Origin of the sequence: Paraburkholderia phytofirmans PsJN (assembly GCF_000020125.1) — a bacterium.
GTDB lineage: Bacteria > Pseudomonadota > Gammaproteobacteria > Burkholderiales > Burkholderiaceae > Paraburkholderia > Paraburkholderia phytofirmans.
On the sequence record NC_010681.1, the window covers coordinates 3,121,307 to 3,136,261 of the forward strand.

Below are 14,955 nucleotides of genomic sequence, written 5' to 3' on the forward strand. Positions count from 1 at the left end.
CGGCGCTGCGAAAAGGTAGGCAACTCACCGCCGTCCCACCGCTTCAATCCGCTCCCGCACCCTCGCCACCACCGGCGCCCAGTCGCCGACGCGTAGCTGTCGAACCAGCTCGATCGAATCGTACCAGACCGTCTCCGGCGTTTCGTCGCCCCAGAACCAGGCGGAGACGTGGTCGATCATCAAACAGGTCGGCACGCCAAGCGCCCCCGCCAGATGCGCGGGCCCGCTATCGATCGTGACCACCAGATCCAGATTCGCCAGCAGCGCCGCGACATCGTCGAAGCCTGATTGAAAATGATGCGTCAGATCGACGACGTCGAGACCCTTGGCGCGCCACTGCGCGACCGTCTCTCCGCGCCCCGGCGACACAGCAAAATAGGTCACACCGGCTACATCCAACAGCGGCTCGATTTGCCCGACCGGCACCGAACGCCGCATGTCGCGGATATGGTCCGGATTACCGTTCCACACCAGACCGACCTTGCGATTGCCCCGCGTGCCGGCCATATGCGCTTCGACCCGCTCACGCCATGTCTGCTCAAGCGCGGCATCAGCGCTTAAGTACGGCGCGCCCCATCCGGTTGCGTCGACAATGCCGAGCCGCAGTGGCAGGGTCATCAGCCCGCAATGAAAATCCGGCTGCGTCTCCAGACTCGTTTCGAGCGGCAAATCGGCGGGCAGCATGCGTTCGAATAGATGCCGCAAAGGTCCGTCGTGGCCGAAAATCACCCGGCCGCCCTCGCGCCGCGCCCGCTCGGCGAGCAGCGGCAAAAACCTCACCGCCCAGAGGCAATCGCCGTTGCCTTGCTCGCCGTACACCACGAGCGTTTTGCCAGCTAGCGATTCGCCCTGCCAATGCGCGCTGATCGCCGCGAGGGCTTGCTGCGCGTTGTTCAGTTCGCCCGCGGCAAACGCGATACGCGACTCGTAATGCGCCCAGCCTTCGGCAAGACGCCCACTGCGAATCTCGAGTTCCGACAGATCGAACAACGCATGGGCATTGTCCGGCGAAAGCATCAGCACTTGTCGCAGCAAGCCCTCGGCCTCGGCGAAGCGCGCCTGCTCCTTGATGCATAGCGCCAGCTTGTGAAGCGCCACCGGGTTGCCCGGCACGACGCGCACGGCTTCGCGCAACAGCGCCTCGGCCGCGGCAAAGTCGTCGCGCTGCTGAACGGCCGCCGCGCGCCAGATCAATGCGTTGGCGTCTTCGGCATGGCGCGCGAGCAGCAGGCCCGTGGCCGAGTCGACCAGCGCCCAGTCGCGCAATACGAACGCCGTTTGCGCAATGGTATGCAACAGTGTGGGTTCGCAGGAAGCATCGAGTTGATAGGCGCGCACCAGCGCAGCAAGTGCCTCGCGCTGGCTCGCCTTGTCGCGGCCGGCGTGTTGCAGTAGCGCCTGACCGAACGCCAGGCAGTCGCCGGCGGCGGCATCGGGCGCGGCGGCGCGCGCACGCAGGCCCGCGAGGGCGCTCGCGGACGGCCCGGAATTGAGATCGGTCATGGAGAGCACTGCCCACGCAGAACGGCTACAGAGGCGCTCGAAGCAGGCCCGTTAAGGCGCGCTCGCGGCGATCTTCGGCGTGCTGACGGCCACGTCGCCGCATTGCGCGCGATGACGCAGCGCATGGTCGATCAGCACCAGCGCGAGCATGGATTCAGCGATCGGCGTGGCGCGAATGCCGACGCACGGATCATGCCGTCCGAACGTTTCGACGACGACCGGTTGCCCCGCCTTGTCGATCGAGCGGCGCGGCGTGCGAATGCTCGACGTCGGCTTGATCGCGATCGACACCGTCACGTCCTGTCCAGTCGAAATACCGCCGAGCACACCGCCCGCGTGATTACCGACGAAGCCCTCCGGCGTCAATTCGTCGCCATGCACCGAGCCTCGTTGCGCGATGCTGGCAAAGCCCGCGCCGATCTCGACACCCTTCACCGCGTTGATGCCCATCATGGCGTGCGCAATGTCCGCGTCGAGGCGGTCGAACAGCGGCTCGCCGAGGCCGACCGGCACGCCGGACGCCACGACGTTAATGCGCGCGCCGATCGAGTCGCCGTCCTTGCGCAGCGCGTCCATGTACGTTTCCAGTTGCGGCACGATCTGCGCGTTGGGCGCGAAGAACGGGTTCTCGCGCACGTGTGCCCAATCGACGAAGGGCACGTCGATCTCGCCAAGCGCTGCCATATAGCCGTGAATTTCGGTGCCGAACTTCTCGCGCAGCCACTTCTTGGCAACCGCACCGGCGGCCACCGTCGGTGCCGTGAGACGAGCCGACGAACGGCCACCGCCGCGATAGTCGCGGATGCCGTATTTCTGCCAATAGGTGTAGTCGGCGTGGCCCGGGCGGAACGTGTCGGCAATGTTGCCGTAGTCTTTGCTGCGCTGGTCCGTGTTGCGGATCAAGAGCGCGATCGGCGCGCCGGTGGTCTGGCCTTCGAACACGCCCGACAGAATCTCGACCTTGTCTTCTTCCTGACGCTGCGTGACGTGGCGCGACGTGCCGGGCTTGCGCCGGTCGAGTTCGAACTGGATGTCGGCTTCGTTGAGCGCCATGCCCGGCGGGCAACCGTCGATCACACAGCCGATAGCGGGGCCGTGCGATTCGCCGAAGGTCGTGACAGTGAAAAGCGTACCGAGCGTGTTGCCGGACATGGGCGTCGTCCAAAGAAATGCGGGGAAGACGCTATTATGCCAGCCCCGTGGCGGCTGGACCGCGCCGCGCAGTCGCGTTGGCCGATCGGCCAGGATGTGTATAAGCAGGCATTCCGGCCGGACCACCCGGCTTGTCGGGACGCTCGCTGCGCCGTGCAGGATTGTTCGCATCGCCGCCGCTGCCCAGGTCACTCAGGCGGAGCCGCGCAAAACATCGCACGTCAGGAATTTCTGCGCCGATATTGCGCGCTACTTGCGCGATCGATTGGCGTTCTGGCGGCGCTGGCATTCCAGCATCTTGCGCCTGGCCGGCGTCCGCGCGGGCATCGTTCGATTTCCGTGACACCGCGCGCGCTTCACCGCTGCGGCCGCGCTACTTGCGCGCCCCGCGCAACTCGGTGACGATCTGCTGCAACGTCTCCGGCGTCGCCAGTTCCGGTTCGATCGGCTCGCCCACCGCCAGCGTGAGACGGCTCATGACGCCCTTCTGGATCGGCCGCGGCCAGCGCGCGTCGCCCGCGCGCGAAAACACGCTGCCCCACAGGCCGCGCAGCGCCATGGGAATGACCGGCGCGGGCGTGCGCCGGATGATCTCGGTGACGCCATGACGGAACGGATTCATGTCGCCGGTTCTGGTCAGCTTGCCCTCCGGAAAGATGCAGACCAGATCGCCCTCGGCAAGCGCCTGCGCGCAGCGCTCATAGGCGCGCGTCAGCACCTGCGGGTCCTGATGCGCCGGCGCGATAGGAATCGCCTTGGCGTGACGGAACACCCAGCCGGCAAACGGCGACTTGAAGATCTGGTGGTCCATCACGAAACGGATCGGCCGCGGGCTCTCGGCCATGATGACGATCGCGTCGACGAAACTCACGTGATTGCAGACCAGCACGGCCGCGCCCTCTTCCGGAATCCGCTCAGCGTGCACGAGGCGAATCCGGTAGAACGTGTGCACCAGCACCCACGCGATGAAGCGCAGCAGAAACTCCGGCACCAGCGAGTAGATGTAGGTCGCCACCACGATGTTGAGCAACGCAGTGACGAGGAAAATGGCCGGAATGCTAAAACCCGCCGAGGTCAGAGCGACCGCCATCAGCGACGAGACGATCATGAACAGCGAGTTCAGGATATTGTTCGCCGCGATGATGCGCGCACGGTGGCTCGGCTGGCTGCGGCTCTGGATCAGCGCATACAAGGGCACGCTGTAGAAGCCCCCGAACATGGCGAGCAGGAACAGATCGGCCAGCACGCGCCAGTGCGCGGGCCGCACAATGAACTCGCCGACGCTCAGCAGATGTCCCGGTAGCGGCAACGCATGGCTCGCGAAAAACAGGTCGATCGCGAATACGCTCATGCCGATCGAACCGAGCGGCACGAGGCCGATTTCGATGCGTCGCTTCGAGAGTTTTTCGCACATCAGCGAGCCGAGGCCGATGCCGATCGAGAAGGTGCCGAGCAGCACGGTCACGACGTCCGGATCGGCGGATAGCACATTCTTCGCGAAGCTGAAAAACGACGACAGGAAGATCGCGCCGACGAACCACAGCCAGGAAATCCCAAGCAGACTCAGAAACACCGTACGGTTCTCGCGCGCCAGCTTGAGATTGCGCCACGTCTCGCTAACCGGATTCCAGTTGATGCGCAGATCGGCCTGCGGCGCCGGCGTCACGGGAACGAAGCTCGACACCACGCGCCCCACCAGCGCGATCGCGACGCACGCGCAGGCCAGCACCACCGCGCCATGTTCGGCGAAACCCGCGCCCACGCCGCCGACGATTGTGCCGATCAGGATGGCCACGAAGGTGCCCATTTCAACCATGCCGTTGCCGCCGACCAGTTCCGCCTTCGACAGATGCTGCGGCAAATAGGAGTATTTGACCGGCCCGAACACGGTGGAATGCACGCCCATCAGAAACGTGCACAGGTACAGAAGCGGCGCGCTATGCAGCCAGAAACCCGCGCCGCCGATCAGCATCACGACGATCTCGAAGCTCTTGACGAAGCGCGTGAGCATCGCCTTGTCGTACTTGTCGGCGATCTGGCCGGAGGTGGCCGACAGCAGCACGAACGGCAGAATGAAGATGGCGGAGATCAGGAACGCCGCCGTTTTCGGATCGACTCCGGAAAAGCGCGCCGCCTGATACGTGACGAGCGACGTGAAACCGATCTTGAACACGTTGTCGTTCATCGCGCCGAGGAACTGGGTCCAGAAAAACGGTGCGAAGCGGCGCTGGTTGAGCAGCCGGAACTGGGATTCGTGCGCCTCGTGTTGACGCGCGGCGCGGCGGGCAGCAGGTAACGGACGATCGCTCATGGAGTTCCGGAAGCAGGCTAAAAGAACGACAGGTAAGAAAGTGCGATGCGCGGTGTCGCGTACGGGCGGGTCGCCGGGCGGCACGCGGTGCCGGATTGCAAACCCGCCACGCGGACTCGCACCGGCCCTGACGTCGAGCCGGCTACCGAACCGGACACAAGACTCCTCATAGGCCGAGCACAGCGCCGGACACAAAAAAAGCGCACGCTTTCGCGCGCGCCTCGACTGCCTTTTCGCGCTCACCGCAACGGCTGGCGCGTCGCAGTGAATCGCCGCGCATTAACGCGCCGGCTGCTGCTCCTGCTGTTCTTCCGGCCAGTCGCGGATATAGGCCTTGAGCATGCGGTTTTCGAAGCCCTGCTCTTCGACCACCGCCTTGGCGACGTCGTAGAACGAGATCACGCCCATCAGCGTGCGGCTTTCGAGCACCGGCAGATAACGCACGTGATGCTCGAGCATCATGCGGCGAACTTCGTTGACGTCCGTTTCCGGCGTGCAGGTGAGCGGATGGTCGTCCATCACTTTGCGGATCGTCGACGTGCCGACGCTGCCGCCGTTCTTGCTCAGCGTCAGCATGATTTCGCGGAATGTGAGCATGCCGACGAGGTCGCCATACTCCATTACCACCAGCGAGCCGATGTCGTGCTCGGCCATGGCGTTGACTGCGTCGTGCAGCGTGGTGTCCGGCGTGACCGTGAATAGGGTGTTGCCTTTGACTTTAAGGATGTCGCTGACTCGCATGATCTGTCTCCCGTAGTGCCCGCTAAGCTGGTAATGCATCGATGTCTTTCGATCCTAGCGGAAAGACCCATAAAAGGAAAGCGGCCCGCCCACCAAGGCGCAGCGGGCGTTCGCAGGTTCGAAGCCGTGCTTGCACGCGCACGCGCATCGGGAAAACCGCGCTTGATGCGCCGCGTGCCGGTGATAGGATGGCCGCCACTTTCACCTTTCGCGAGGCCGTCCGTGGCCTCGCCGCTCCGCATGTCCGCCAACCGTTTCGACACGCTTGCGCTGCACGCCGGCGCTGCTCCCGACCCGACAACCGGCGCGCGCGCCACGCCGATTTACCAGACTACCTCGTTTTCGTTCCGCGACTCGGACCACGCCGCGGCGCTCTTCAATATGGAGCGCGCCGGCCACGTCTATTCACGCATCTCGAACCCGACCGTGGCCGTGTTCGAGGAACGCGTCGCCGCGCTGGAAAACGGCGCGGGCGCGATCGGCACGGCAAGCGGCCAGGCGGCCTTGCATCTGGCCATCGCCACGCTGATGGGCGCGGGCTCGCATATCGTCGCCTCCAGCGCGTTGTACGGCGGCTCGCACAATCTGCTGCACTACACGTTGCGGCGCTTCGGTATCGAGACGACCTTCGTCAAGCCCGGCGACCTCGACGCGTGGCGCGCCGCGCTGCGCCCGAATACACGACTGCTGTTCGGCGAAACGCTCGGCAATCCGGGCCTCGACGTGCTCGATATCGCCGCCGTGGCGCAGATCGCGCACGAGCACCGCGTGCCGCTGCTGGTCGACTCGACCTTCACCACGCCTTATCTGCTCAAACCGTTCGAACATGGCGCGGACTTCGTCTATCACTCGGCCACCAAATTTCTCGGTGGCCATGGCACGACGATCGGCGGCGTGCTGGTGGACGGCGGCACGTTCGACTTCGAAGCCTCCGGGCGCTTCCCCGAATTCACCGAACCGTACGACGGCTTTCACGGCATGGTGTTCAGCGAGGAAAGCACCGTCGCACCGTTTCTTCTGCGTGCACGCCGCGAGGGCCTGCGCGACTTCGGCGCCTGCCTGCATCCGCAGGCCGCGTGGCAACTGCTGCAAGGCATCGAAACGCTGCCTCTGCGGATGGAACGGCACGTCGCCAACACGCGACGCGTGGTCGAATTCCTCGCCGCTCACGCGGCAGTCGAATCCGTCGCCTATCCGGAGTTGCCGACGCACCCGGATCACGCCCTTGCGAAACGCCTGTTGCCGCGCGGCGCCGGCGCGGTGTTCAGCTTCAATCTGCGCGGCGACCGCGCCGCCGGGCGCAGTTTCATCGAGGCGCTCTCGCTGTTCTCGCATCTCGCGAACGTAGGCGACGCACGCTCGCTCGTCATCCATCCCGCATCGACCACGCACTTTCGCATGGACGCCGCTGCGCTCGCCGCGGCCGGCATCGCCGAAGGGACGATCCGCCTTTCGATCGGCCTCGAAGATCCCGACGATCTGATCGACGACCTCAAGCGCGCGTTGAAAGCCGCACAGAAAGCGAGCGCTTCGAGCGCGCCGCACGGCGGCGCAGCCGCTGCGGCCGCCCAAACTCGCCCGGAGTCCGCATGATCCTGACCGTTCAAGGCAAACCTGCCTACGCCTACACCGGCGGCAAAGCGTTCGATGCGAGCCTGCCGACCGCCGTATTCATCCACGGCGCGGAGCACGATCACAGCGTGTGGGCGCTGCAAACCCGCTACTTCGCGCATCACGGCTTCAGCGTGCTGGCCGTGGATCTGCCCGGTCACTGCCGCAGCGCCGGCCCGGCGCTGACCACCGTGCCGGCCATGGCCGACTGGCTGGCAGCGCTGCTCGATGCCGCCGGTGTGCGGCGCGCCTTCGTGGCCGGTCACAGCATGGGCTCGCTGATCGCGCTCGATTTCGCCGGCCGCTATCCGGAACGGGCAACGCATCTCGCCCTGCTCGCCACGGCGATTCCGATGGCAGTCTCCGACGCACTGCTCGACGCCGCCTTGCACCGTGAGCCCGAAGCGATCGGCATGGTCAATCAATGGTCGCACTCGACCTTCGCGGCCAAGCCCTCCTGCCCCGGCCCCGGCTTCTGGCTGCACGGTATGAACCAGCGCTTGATGGAACGCGTCTCGGCAAGCGGCGAGCCGAACCTGTTCCACACCGACTTCGCCGCCTGCAACAGCTATGCGGACGGCCTCGCCCGCGCTGCGCAAGTGCGTTGCGCCGCACGCCTGATCGTCGGCCGGCGCGATGCGATGACGCCGCCGCGCGCCGCCAAAGCGCTCGCCGGCGCCCTGGCGCAAGCCGGTGTACCGGTCGACACGGTCACACTCGACGCCGGTCACGCGCTCATGTCCGAGCAACCCGACGCCACGCTCGACGCCCTCTTCAGCTTCGCCACCAGAGCGCCTCGCGAGGCCGGATAAAGGTCACGAGCCGTCACGATAACGGCGTAAAGAGCGGCGCGCCATCGGCCGAATGGCCAGGTTGCGCGCGTCGTCCGATAGCCGCACAATGGATCAACCCTGTCCTGTTTCGAGCGCGCGTGCCTGGCATGTTGGCGCACGCCGAAGCATCGGGAAGCGTCGCAATCCGGAGGCCGTGATGGCGCAAACCGCGCACACCGATCACTTCGCGAGTTTCGCGGAGTTTTATCCGTACTACCTGAGCGAGCACCGCAACACGGTCTCGCGGCGGCTGCATTTCGTGGGATCGCTCGGCGTGATCGGCTGTCTCGCCATGGCGCTCGCCACCGGCGACTGGCTATGGCTGCCCGCCGCCGTGATCTGCGGATACGGCTTTGCCTGGGTCGGACATTTCTTCTTCGAGAAGAACCGGCCCGCTACCTTCCGGCATCCGCTTTACAGCCTGATGGGCGACTGGGTGATGTTCAAGGACATCTGCGTCGGCAAGATTTCGCTGTAGCGATGCATTAGTTTTAGCGCCGACCAGTACGCACTCCGCGACTCAAGCAGCCTGATGCGGCATGGAAGGCGTGCCGGGTTCGCTCTGCTCGGCGCGCGCCGCGCGAGCGGCCGCGCGCGCCGCCAGCAATGCGGCAAGTGTGACTTTCAGCTTGTCGTTTTCCAGCGCCGCCAGCAGCATCTCGCCATCCACGCGGGTGGACGCCAGCTGGAGTTGATACTCGAGTTCCGCGCGGTCGATCACGAACATTTCGAACAGGCGCTCCACTGTGATTTGCGCCGGATTTGCCAGCAGCAGGAAATGCGGACGCAGCCCGTCCTCCTGCAAGCGCGCGATCCATTCGATCTCCTCGAGCTTTTGCAGCAGGTTGATCGTGGTGTCCATATCGCGCCGAAGCATCCGCGAAAGTTCGGGTACGGTGTAGCCGCGCTTACCTGCTTCACGCGCTTCCGAGAGGCGTGCGAGCAGTTCGAGCGAGTCGAACAGATTGCTGCCCTCGAAGGTGGGCCGGTGAAACTGGCCGATGCGAATGGCCGGCAACGCGGACGCGATCATTGCGCCCGCGAGCGTGATGAACCAGCACAGGTACATCCACACCAGAAATAGCGGCACGGCCGCGAATGCGCCGTACACCGCGGTGTAGGTCGGAATACGCCGCACGTAATAGCCGAAGCCGCGCTTCGCCAGTTCGAAGGCGATCGCCGCGGTCACGCCGCCAATCACCGCGTCGCGCCATTCCACACGGCAATTCGGCAGGTAGACGTAGAGAATCGTGAAAGCGACCGCAGTGAGCGGCAGCGCGGCGCCGGTAAGTGCCCACTCGATGACGGGCGTCATGCGCTGCGCCGCCGTGAAGGTCATGGACTGCGTAAACAGATACGACGATATCGACAAACTGACGCCGATCAGAATCGGGCCCAGCGTGATGATTGCCCAATACACCAGAATGCGCTGCGCGATCGGCCGCGCTTTGCGCACGCGCCAGATCACATTGAAGGCGGATTCGACTGTCATCATCGTCATCACGGCAGTGACAAACAGAAAGATCATGCCGATGGTCGTGAGGCCTTTCGCCTTCGACGCAAACTGATTCAGATAGTTAAAAATCTGACTGTTGAGCTGCGCTGGCATCAGATGGTCGGCAAGAAAAATCTGCAGCGACATCTGGAACGAAGCAAAGATCGGAAACGCGGTGAACAACGCGAACGCGACCGTCGCGAGCGGCACGAGCGAAAGCATGGTGGTGAACGTGAGGCTGCCGGCCACCTGCGGAATGCGGTCTTCGCTGCTGCGCTGCGCGGCAAATTGCGCGAGCCGTTTGAGCGTGTCGAGATCGAAACGCACCCTGGACAACAAACCCACCTCCTTGCTGCGTGCAACGGTATGACAGGACCGCGCGAGACCTGGCCGAATGGCTATGGGCGGCCTGTGGAGCGGACCCAGCCCCTATAATACCCGTTCACCGATGAGGCCTATGAAAGACATTCTCGTGCTCTATTACAGCCGTCACGGCGCCACGCGCGAACTCGCGCTGGCGATCGCGCACGGCGTCGACAGCGTTCCCGGCATGCAGGCGCGCGTGCGCACCGTGCCGGCGGTCTCCACCGTCTGCGAAGCGACCCAGCCCGATATTCCCGCCGAAGGCCCGCCCTACGTCGAACTGCGCGACCTCGAAGATTGCGCCGGTCTGGCGCTCGGTTCGCCTACCCGCTTCGGCAACATGGCGGCGTCGCTCAAATACTTTCTCGACGGCACCACGCCGCAGTGGCTGTCCGGCGCGCTCGCGGGCAAACCCGCTTGCGTGTTCACGTCCACAGGAAGTCTGCACGGCGGCCAGGAGTCGACTCTGCTCTCCATGATGCTGCCGCTTCTGCATCACGGCATGCTGATCGTCGGCATTCCGTACACGGAGAGCGCACTGAGCACCACGCAAACCGGCGGCACACCTTACGGCGCGTCGCATTTCGCGCGCGCGGGCAGCGCCGGACACGGCATCTCCGCGGACGAGAAGACGCTCGCCATCGCGCTCGGCGCACGCATCGCGCGCACGGCGGCATCCATGAGTGAAAGGCCGTGAACGAGCCGCACGCGCAACCGGCCGCCGCGTCTAACGCCCACACCGCAATGCAGGCGTCCACGCCTCCTACCGCTGCCCCCGTGCCGCGAAATCGCGCCGCTGCGCTCGGCGCCACCACTGCCCTGGTTGCGCTGATCGTCGTGTCCGTCGTGTGGGAATGGTGGCTTGCGCCGCTGCGTCCCGGCGGTTCGGCGCTCGTGCTCAAGGCTGTGCCATTGCTGCTCGCCCTGCCCGGTGTCTGGCGGCAACGGCTGTATACGCTGCAATGGGCGTCCATGCTGATCCTCCTGTTTTTTGCCGAGGGCATTGTGCGTGGCTGGAGCGAGCGCGGGCTGAGCGCGCGCCTCGGCTGGCTGGAAGCCGCGCTCTCCGTGGTCTTCTTCGTCTGCGCGCTGGCCTACGTCGCGCCGTTCAAACGCGCGGCGAAACGAGCGGCAAAGCAGGCTGCAAAGCAAGCTGCCACTCAGGCTGCAACCCAGCCCGCGAATCAAGCCGGAAGCGAGCCCGCCGACCACGCCAATCCGTCCGGCTGACAAAAACGCTCCGCCTCGCCCGACATTTCCGCCCGAATACGCTGACCGACCGACATGACCCAAACCGCTTTCCTCGCCGCCTGCCGCGACGCCATCGGCGCCGCGCAGGTGCTGACCGATCCGCACGACACTGCCCTGTACCTGACCGACTGGCGCCGCCGCTACGCCGGCGCGGCGTGCGCGGTACTCTGCCCGGCCACGCCTGACGAAGTCGCCGCACTCGTGAAGCTTGCTGTCGAACATCGCATCGCGCTGGTTCCGCAAGGCGGCAACACGGGTCTCGCCGGCGGCGCCACGCCGGACGCAAGCGGCGCGCAGGCGGTCATCAGCTTGCGGCGTCTGAACCGGGTGCGCGACATCGATCCGCACAACAACACGATCACGGTCGAAGCCGGTGTGATTCTCGCCGAGGTGCAGAAGCACGCCGACGAGGCCGGCCGCCTCTTCCCCTTGAGCCTCGCCGCCGAAGGCAGCTGCACGATCGGCGGCAATCTCGCCACCAATGCGGGCGGCACCGGCGTGCTCCGCTACGGCAACGCGCGCGAGTTGTGCCTCGGGCTGGAGGTCGTCACACCGCAGGGCGAACTCTGGGACGGCCTGCGCGGACTGCGCAAGGACAACACCGGCTACGATCTACGCGACCTGTTCATCGGCGCGGAAGGCACGCTCGGCATCATCACCGCCGCCGTGCTTAAGCTGCATCCGCGACCGGCCGCGCGCGTCACGGCGCTCGCCGCGCTCGCGTCGCCGCATGCCGCGCTCGACTTTTTGTCGCTCACGCAGCGTGTCGCCGGGCCGCTGTTGACCGGTTTCGAATTGATGTCCGATTTCTGCCTGCGGTTGGTCGGCCGGCATTTCGAGCAGATGCGCTATCCGTTCGCCGAGCCGCACGCGCAAGTCGTGCTGCTCGAACTGTCGGACAGCGAAAGCGAGGAGCATGCACGCGAACTGTTCGAGCGTCTGATGGAAACGGCGCTCGAAAGCGGTCTGGTGCAAGACGCGGTGGTCGCGGAAAATCTCAGCCAGTCGCGAGCGTTCTGGAATCTGCGTGAACACATTCCGCTCGCACAGGCCGAGGAAGGCCTGAACATCAAGCACGATATCGCGGTACCGATCTCGCGGGTCGGCCACTTCATCGAGGAAACCGACGCGGCGATCGCGCAGGCCGTGCCCGGCGCGCGCATGGTGACGTTCGGCCATCTCGGCGACGGCAATCTGCACTACAACGTGCAAGCGCCCGAAGGCGTCGATGCGAAAGCGTTCCTCACGCAATACCAGAGCCCGATCAACCAGATCGTCTACGACAGCGTGCACCGGCATCGCGGCAGCATCAGCGCGGAACACGGGCTCGGCCAGTTGAAGATCGACGAAGCGATGCACTATAAGCAGGACGTCGAAGTGCAGTTGATGCGCGCTGTCAAACGTGCGCTCGATCCGCTGAATCTGATGAATCCGGGCAAGGTGCTACGCTAGCGTCTGAAATTCCGCGTCCCCCCGCGGAGGCCATTTCAGGAGTCGTGGCCGTGAAGATTCGAGTGCTGTCCGATCTGCATCTGGAGAACGACGAGCCCGAGCTGATCCCGCATGCGCAGGCGGATCTGATCGTGCTGGCCGGCGACATCCACAATCACGCGGCCGGACCGCGCTGGGCCGCGCAGACTTTCGACGGCGCCGTGCCGGTGGTCTACGTGCCCGGCAATCACGAATACTACGACGGCGAGTTCAGCGCGCTCGACGCGGCGCTCTACGACGCTGCTGCGCAGGTCGAGAACGTGCACGTGCTGAACAACGCCGCGCTGGTCGACCCGCAAGGCCGGTGGCGCGTGCTCGGCACGACTTTGTGGACCGACTTCGCGTTGTACGGAAACGACCCGGACGCGCTCGCCAGTTCGATCGAGGCATCGCGCAAGGTGATGCTCGACTTCCGCGGACTGATCCAGATGAACTGGCCGCACGACACCCACGACGCCACACGCGATTTCACGCCCGACGACTCGCTTGCACTGCACCGGCGAGCGCGCACCTGGCTCGAGGGCGAACTCGCCAGGCCGTTCGGCGGCAAGACGATTGTGGTCACGCATCATGCCCCGCATCGGCTGAGTCTGGCCGAGCGCTATGCGGAAGACCTCGTGTCGGCGGGCTTCGTCAATCATTTGCCGGATCTGGTCGGCGCGCCTGTCGCGTTGTGGATTCATGGGCATACGCATACGCCTTTCGATTACAGCGTGAACGGCACGCGTGTGGTCTGCAATCCGCGCGGCTATCTCGACCGGCGCACTGGCCAGTTGGAGAATCCGCTTTTTGCGTGGGATAAGGTCGTAGAGATATAGCGGTCGCGTGAGGTGGCTTGGGGCCAATCTGAATAGCGCGCCCGCACAGCACGCACTACGCTATCGAGGTTGTCGAATCGCGGTGATCCAGCCGCGGCTATCGAAACCCACGCCGGTCGTCCCGGAGGTCGCTCATGTGTGGTCGAATCAGCCAGTACCGCGATCCGCATTTCTACGCCGGGCAGCTCGGCCTCGCCGACCCGCTCATGCTCTTCGATGCCGCCGACCGCCGCCCCGGCTACAACCTCGCGCCCGGTACTCACCCGCTCGCCATCTACCCGGATCAAACAGTGCACGCGATCCACTGGGGTTATTGCCCTGACTGGGCACGCGAACAGCATCTGCCGCAGACGATCAACGCGCGCGCCGACGCCGCGCCGAGCGGCCGCTACTTCAAGGACTTGTGGAAAACCGGAAGGGTGTTGGTGCCGGCAGACGGCTGGTTCGAATGGCGCATGGAAACCGCGTCACTGGCCAACATCGCGGATAGCAAAGACCGGCTAGACGAGCCACCGGGCCGCCAACCCCACTTCGTGCATCTGAAGAGCGACGCGCCCATGTATCTCGCGGCGCTCTCGAGCGTGCGCGGAACCGAACCGCAAACGGAAGGCATGGGGATGGTAATCGTGACGGCCATCGCCGACGCGGGTCTCGTCGACGTGCACGACCGCCGTCCGCTGGCATTCGCGCCGGACGCGGCGCGCCGCTGGCTGGACCCTGAATTGCCGCTCGATGAACTCGAGCAGTTGACGCGCACCGCCGGCATCGCCGCCGCGCGCTTTCGCTGGCACAGAGTGAGTCACGAAGTGGACCGCACGCTCACCGACGAGCCGGGTCTGATCGCAGCAGTGAACTGAATTTGAGCGCCGGATATGAGCGCGGATGGAGGGCGAACCGCGACGCCCGAAGGCGGAAGCGTCACTCGCCGCACACGGAACGCGACATCAGCGCCAGACGCGCGCCCGCATCAACCCGTCACCCCAAGAACAAAGACCCGGCCGCCCGGTAGCAAGGCCGCCGCAGCAAACCTCAACGATCGCGCCGCTGCCCCTGCGAATCCGGGCGCTCGACCTTGACCGGCACCAGTTGCGGCTGCTGATCGCGCAACCGGCGCAGCAAATCGCGCGACGCGGCAATCGCGATCAAGCCAAACATGACGGCCACGCCGATCATCAGATGCGTATCCATGAATCCCTCGTCCTTCTGTCGTTGCGATTTTGTTGCGATTTGCCGAACGGCGGCGAACTCAGCGCGTCCGGTGCAGACCGCGACGCATGAACGACACGTTAGCAAATCGACCGCGCGGCAGAAGTAAGGAAATGTTGCGACGCGGCAGCTATGTAACAGGCGCTCACGCCAGCTTCCGGCAGACCGCCGATCATCGCC

Annotated in this window: 14 protein-coding genes; 8 read left to right on the top strand and 6 right to left on the bottom strand. The window is 65.1% G+C overall.

The features are described from left to right. Positions 1-24: 24 nt before the first annotated feature. The 4 genes from BPHYT_RS13700 to BPHYT_RS13715 form a co-directional block, all read right to left on the bottom strand. On the bottom strand, positions 25-1,503 hold the full coding sequence (locus BPHYT_RS13700) for a tetratricopeptide repeat protein (RefSeq protein WP_012433750.1): 1,479 nt from the start codon (positions 1,501-1,503) through the stop codon (positions 25-27). A 51-nt stretch (positions 1,504-1,554) separates the two neighbouring features. Further along, positions 1,555-2,655, bottom strand: a complete 1,101-nt coding sequence (aroC, locus tag BPHYT_RS13705) for a chorismate synthase (protein WP_012433751.1) — start codon at positions 2,653-2,655, stop codon at positions 1,555-1,557. 373 nt (positions 2,656-3,028) lie between these two features. Next, positions 3,029-4,966 (bottom strand): MFS transporter, encoded by a 1,938-nt coding sequence (locus BPHYT_RS13710; protein WP_012433752.1) that lies wholly within the window; start codon positions 4,964-4,966, stop codon positions 3,029-3,031. 279 nt (positions 4,967-5,245) lie between these two features. Further along, a complete protein-coding gene (locus BPHYT_RS13715) occupies positions 5,246-5,707 on the bottom strand; it encodes a CBS domain-containing protein (RefSeq protein ID WP_012433753.1) in 462 nt (153 codons plus the stop codon). Positions 5,708-5,947: 240 nt separating this feature from the next. Between BPHYT_RS13715 and BPHYT_RS13720 the strand changes: the two genes are divergently transcribed. From BPHYT_RS13720 to BPHYT_RS13730, 3 genes are all read left to right on the top strand, one after another. Further along, positions 5,948-7,300, top strand: coding sequence for an O-acetylhomoserine aminocarboxypropyltransferase (locus tag BPHYT_RS13720; RefSeq protein ID WP_041758511.1), 1,353 nt, complete (start codon positions 5,948-5,950; stop codon positions 7,298-7,300). Next, a complete protein-coding gene (locus BPHYT_RS13725) occupies positions 7,297-8,130 on the top strand; it encodes an alpha/beta fold hydrolase (protein ID WP_012433755.1) in 834 nt (277 codons plus the stop codon). Before BPHYT_RS13720 ends, BPHYT_RS13725 begins: the two co-directional genes overlap by 4 nt. Positions 8,131-8,308: 178 nt before the next feature. Next, on the top strand, positions 8,309-8,629 hold the full coding sequence (locus BPHYT_RS13730; protein WP_012433756.1) for an Mpo1-like protein: 321 nt from the start codon (positions 8,309-8,311) through the stop codon (positions 8,627-8,629). 42 nt (positions 8,630-8,671) lie between these two features. On the opposite strand, the gene BPHYT_RS13735 is transcribed toward BPHYT_RS13730, so the two are convergent. Next, the gene (locus BPHYT_RS13735) at positions 8,672-9,985 is read right to left on the bottom strand and encodes a YihY family inner membrane protein (protein WP_012433757.1); all 1,314 of its coding nucleotides are present in this window, start codon (positions 9,983-9,985) and stop codon (positions 8,672-8,674) included. A gap of 118 nt (positions 9,986-10,103) precedes the next feature. Here BPHYT_RS13735 and wrbA point away from each other — a divergent pair, with 118 nt between their 5' ends. The 5 genes from wrbA to BPHYT_RS13760 all read left to right on the top strand — a co-directional run bounded on the left by wrbA (position 10,104) and on the right by BPHYT_RS13760 (position 14,426). Further along, positions 10,104-10,706 (top strand): NAD(P)H:quinone oxidoreductase, encoded by a 603-nt coding sequence (wrbA, locus tag BPHYT_RS13740; protein WP_012433758.1) that lies wholly within the window; start codon positions 10,104-10,106, stop codon positions 10,704-10,706. Continuing rightward, positions 10,703-11,239, top strand: a complete 537-nt coding sequence (locus tag BPHYT_RS13745) for a DUF2069 domain-containing protein (RefSeq protein WP_012433759.1) — start codon at positions 10,703-10,705, stop codon at positions 11,237-11,239. Before wrbA ends, BPHYT_RS13745 begins: the two co-directional genes overlap by 4 nt. 54 nt (positions 11,240-11,293) lie before the next feature. Further along, the gene (locus tag BPHYT_RS13750) at positions 11,294-12,712 is read left to right on the top strand and encodes an FAD-binding oxidoreductase (protein WP_012433760.1); all 1,419 of its coding nucleotides are present in this window, start codon (positions 11,294-11,296) and stop codon (positions 12,710-12,712) included. A 50-nt stretch (positions 12,713-12,762) separates the two neighbouring features. Further along, a complete protein-coding gene (locus BPHYT_RS13755; RefSeq protein WP_012433761.1) occupies positions 12,763-13,569 on the top strand; it encodes a metallophosphoesterase in 807 nt (268 codons plus the stop codon). Between the two features lie 134 nt (positions 13,570-13,703). Beyond that, positions 13,704-14,426, top strand: coding sequence for an SOS response-associated peptidase (locus tag BPHYT_RS13760; protein ID WP_012433762.1), 723 nt, complete (start codon positions 13,704-13,706; stop codon positions 14,424-14,426). A gap of 172 nt (positions 14,427-14,598) precedes the next feature. Here BPHYT_RS13760 and BPHYT_RS38660 read toward each other — a convergent pair whose 3' ends face one another. Further along, complete coding sequence (locus BPHYT_RS38660) at positions 14,599-14,757, bottom strand: hypothetical protein (protein WP_012433763.1); 159 nt, start codon at positions 14,755-14,757, stop codon at positions 14,599-14,601. Positions 14,758-14,955 lie beyond the last annotated feature (198 nt).

Excerpts from the sequence above, each read along its gene's own strand:
- BPHYT_RS13725 (WP_012433755.1), top strand. The coding sequence starts at position 7,297 with ATGATCCTGACCGTTCAAGGCAAACCTGCCTACGCCTACACCGGCGGC.
- BPHYT_RS13760 (WP_012433762.1), top strand. The coding sequence starts at position 13,704 with ATGTGTGGTCGAATCAGCCAGTACCGCGATCCGCATTTCTACGCCGGG.
- aroC (WP_012433751.1), bottom strand. The coding sequence starts at position 2,655 with ATGTCCGGCAACACGCTCGGTACGCTTTTCACTGTCACGACCTTCGGC.
- BPHYT_RS13750 (WP_012433760.1), top strand. The coding sequence starts at position 11,294 with ATGACCCAAACCGCTTTCCTCGCCGCCTGCCGCGACGCCATCGGCGCC.
- BPHYT_RS13700 (WP_012433750.1), bottom strand. The coding sequence starts at position 1,503 with ATGACCGATCTCAATTCCGGGCCGTCCGCGAGCGCCCTCGCGGGCCTG.
- BPHYT_RS38660 (WP_012433763.1), bottom strand. The coding sequence starts at position 14,757 with ATGGATACGCATCTGATGATCGGCGTGGCCGTCATGTTTGGCTTGATC.
- BPHYT_RS13720 (WP_041758511.1), top strand. The coding sequence starts at position 5,948 with ATGTCCGCCAACCGTTTCGACACGCTTGCGCTGCACGCCGGCGCTGCT.
- BPHYT_RS13730 (WP_012433756.1), top strand. The coding sequence starts at position 8,309 with ATGGCGCAAACCGCGCACACCGATCACTTCGCGAGTTTCGCGGAGTTT.
- BPHYT_RS13715 (WP_012433753.1), bottom strand. The coding sequence starts at position 5,707 with ATGCGAGTCAGCGACATCCTTAAAGTCAAAGGCAACACCCTATTCACG.
- BPHYT_RS13710 (WP_012433752.1), bottom strand. The coding sequence starts at position 4,966 with ATGAGCGATCGTCCGTTACCTGCTGCCCGCCGCGCCGCGCGTCAACAC.
- wrbA (WP_012433758.1), top strand. The coding sequence starts at position 10,104 with ATGAAAGACATTCTCGTGCTCTATTACAGCCGTCACGGCGCCACGCGC.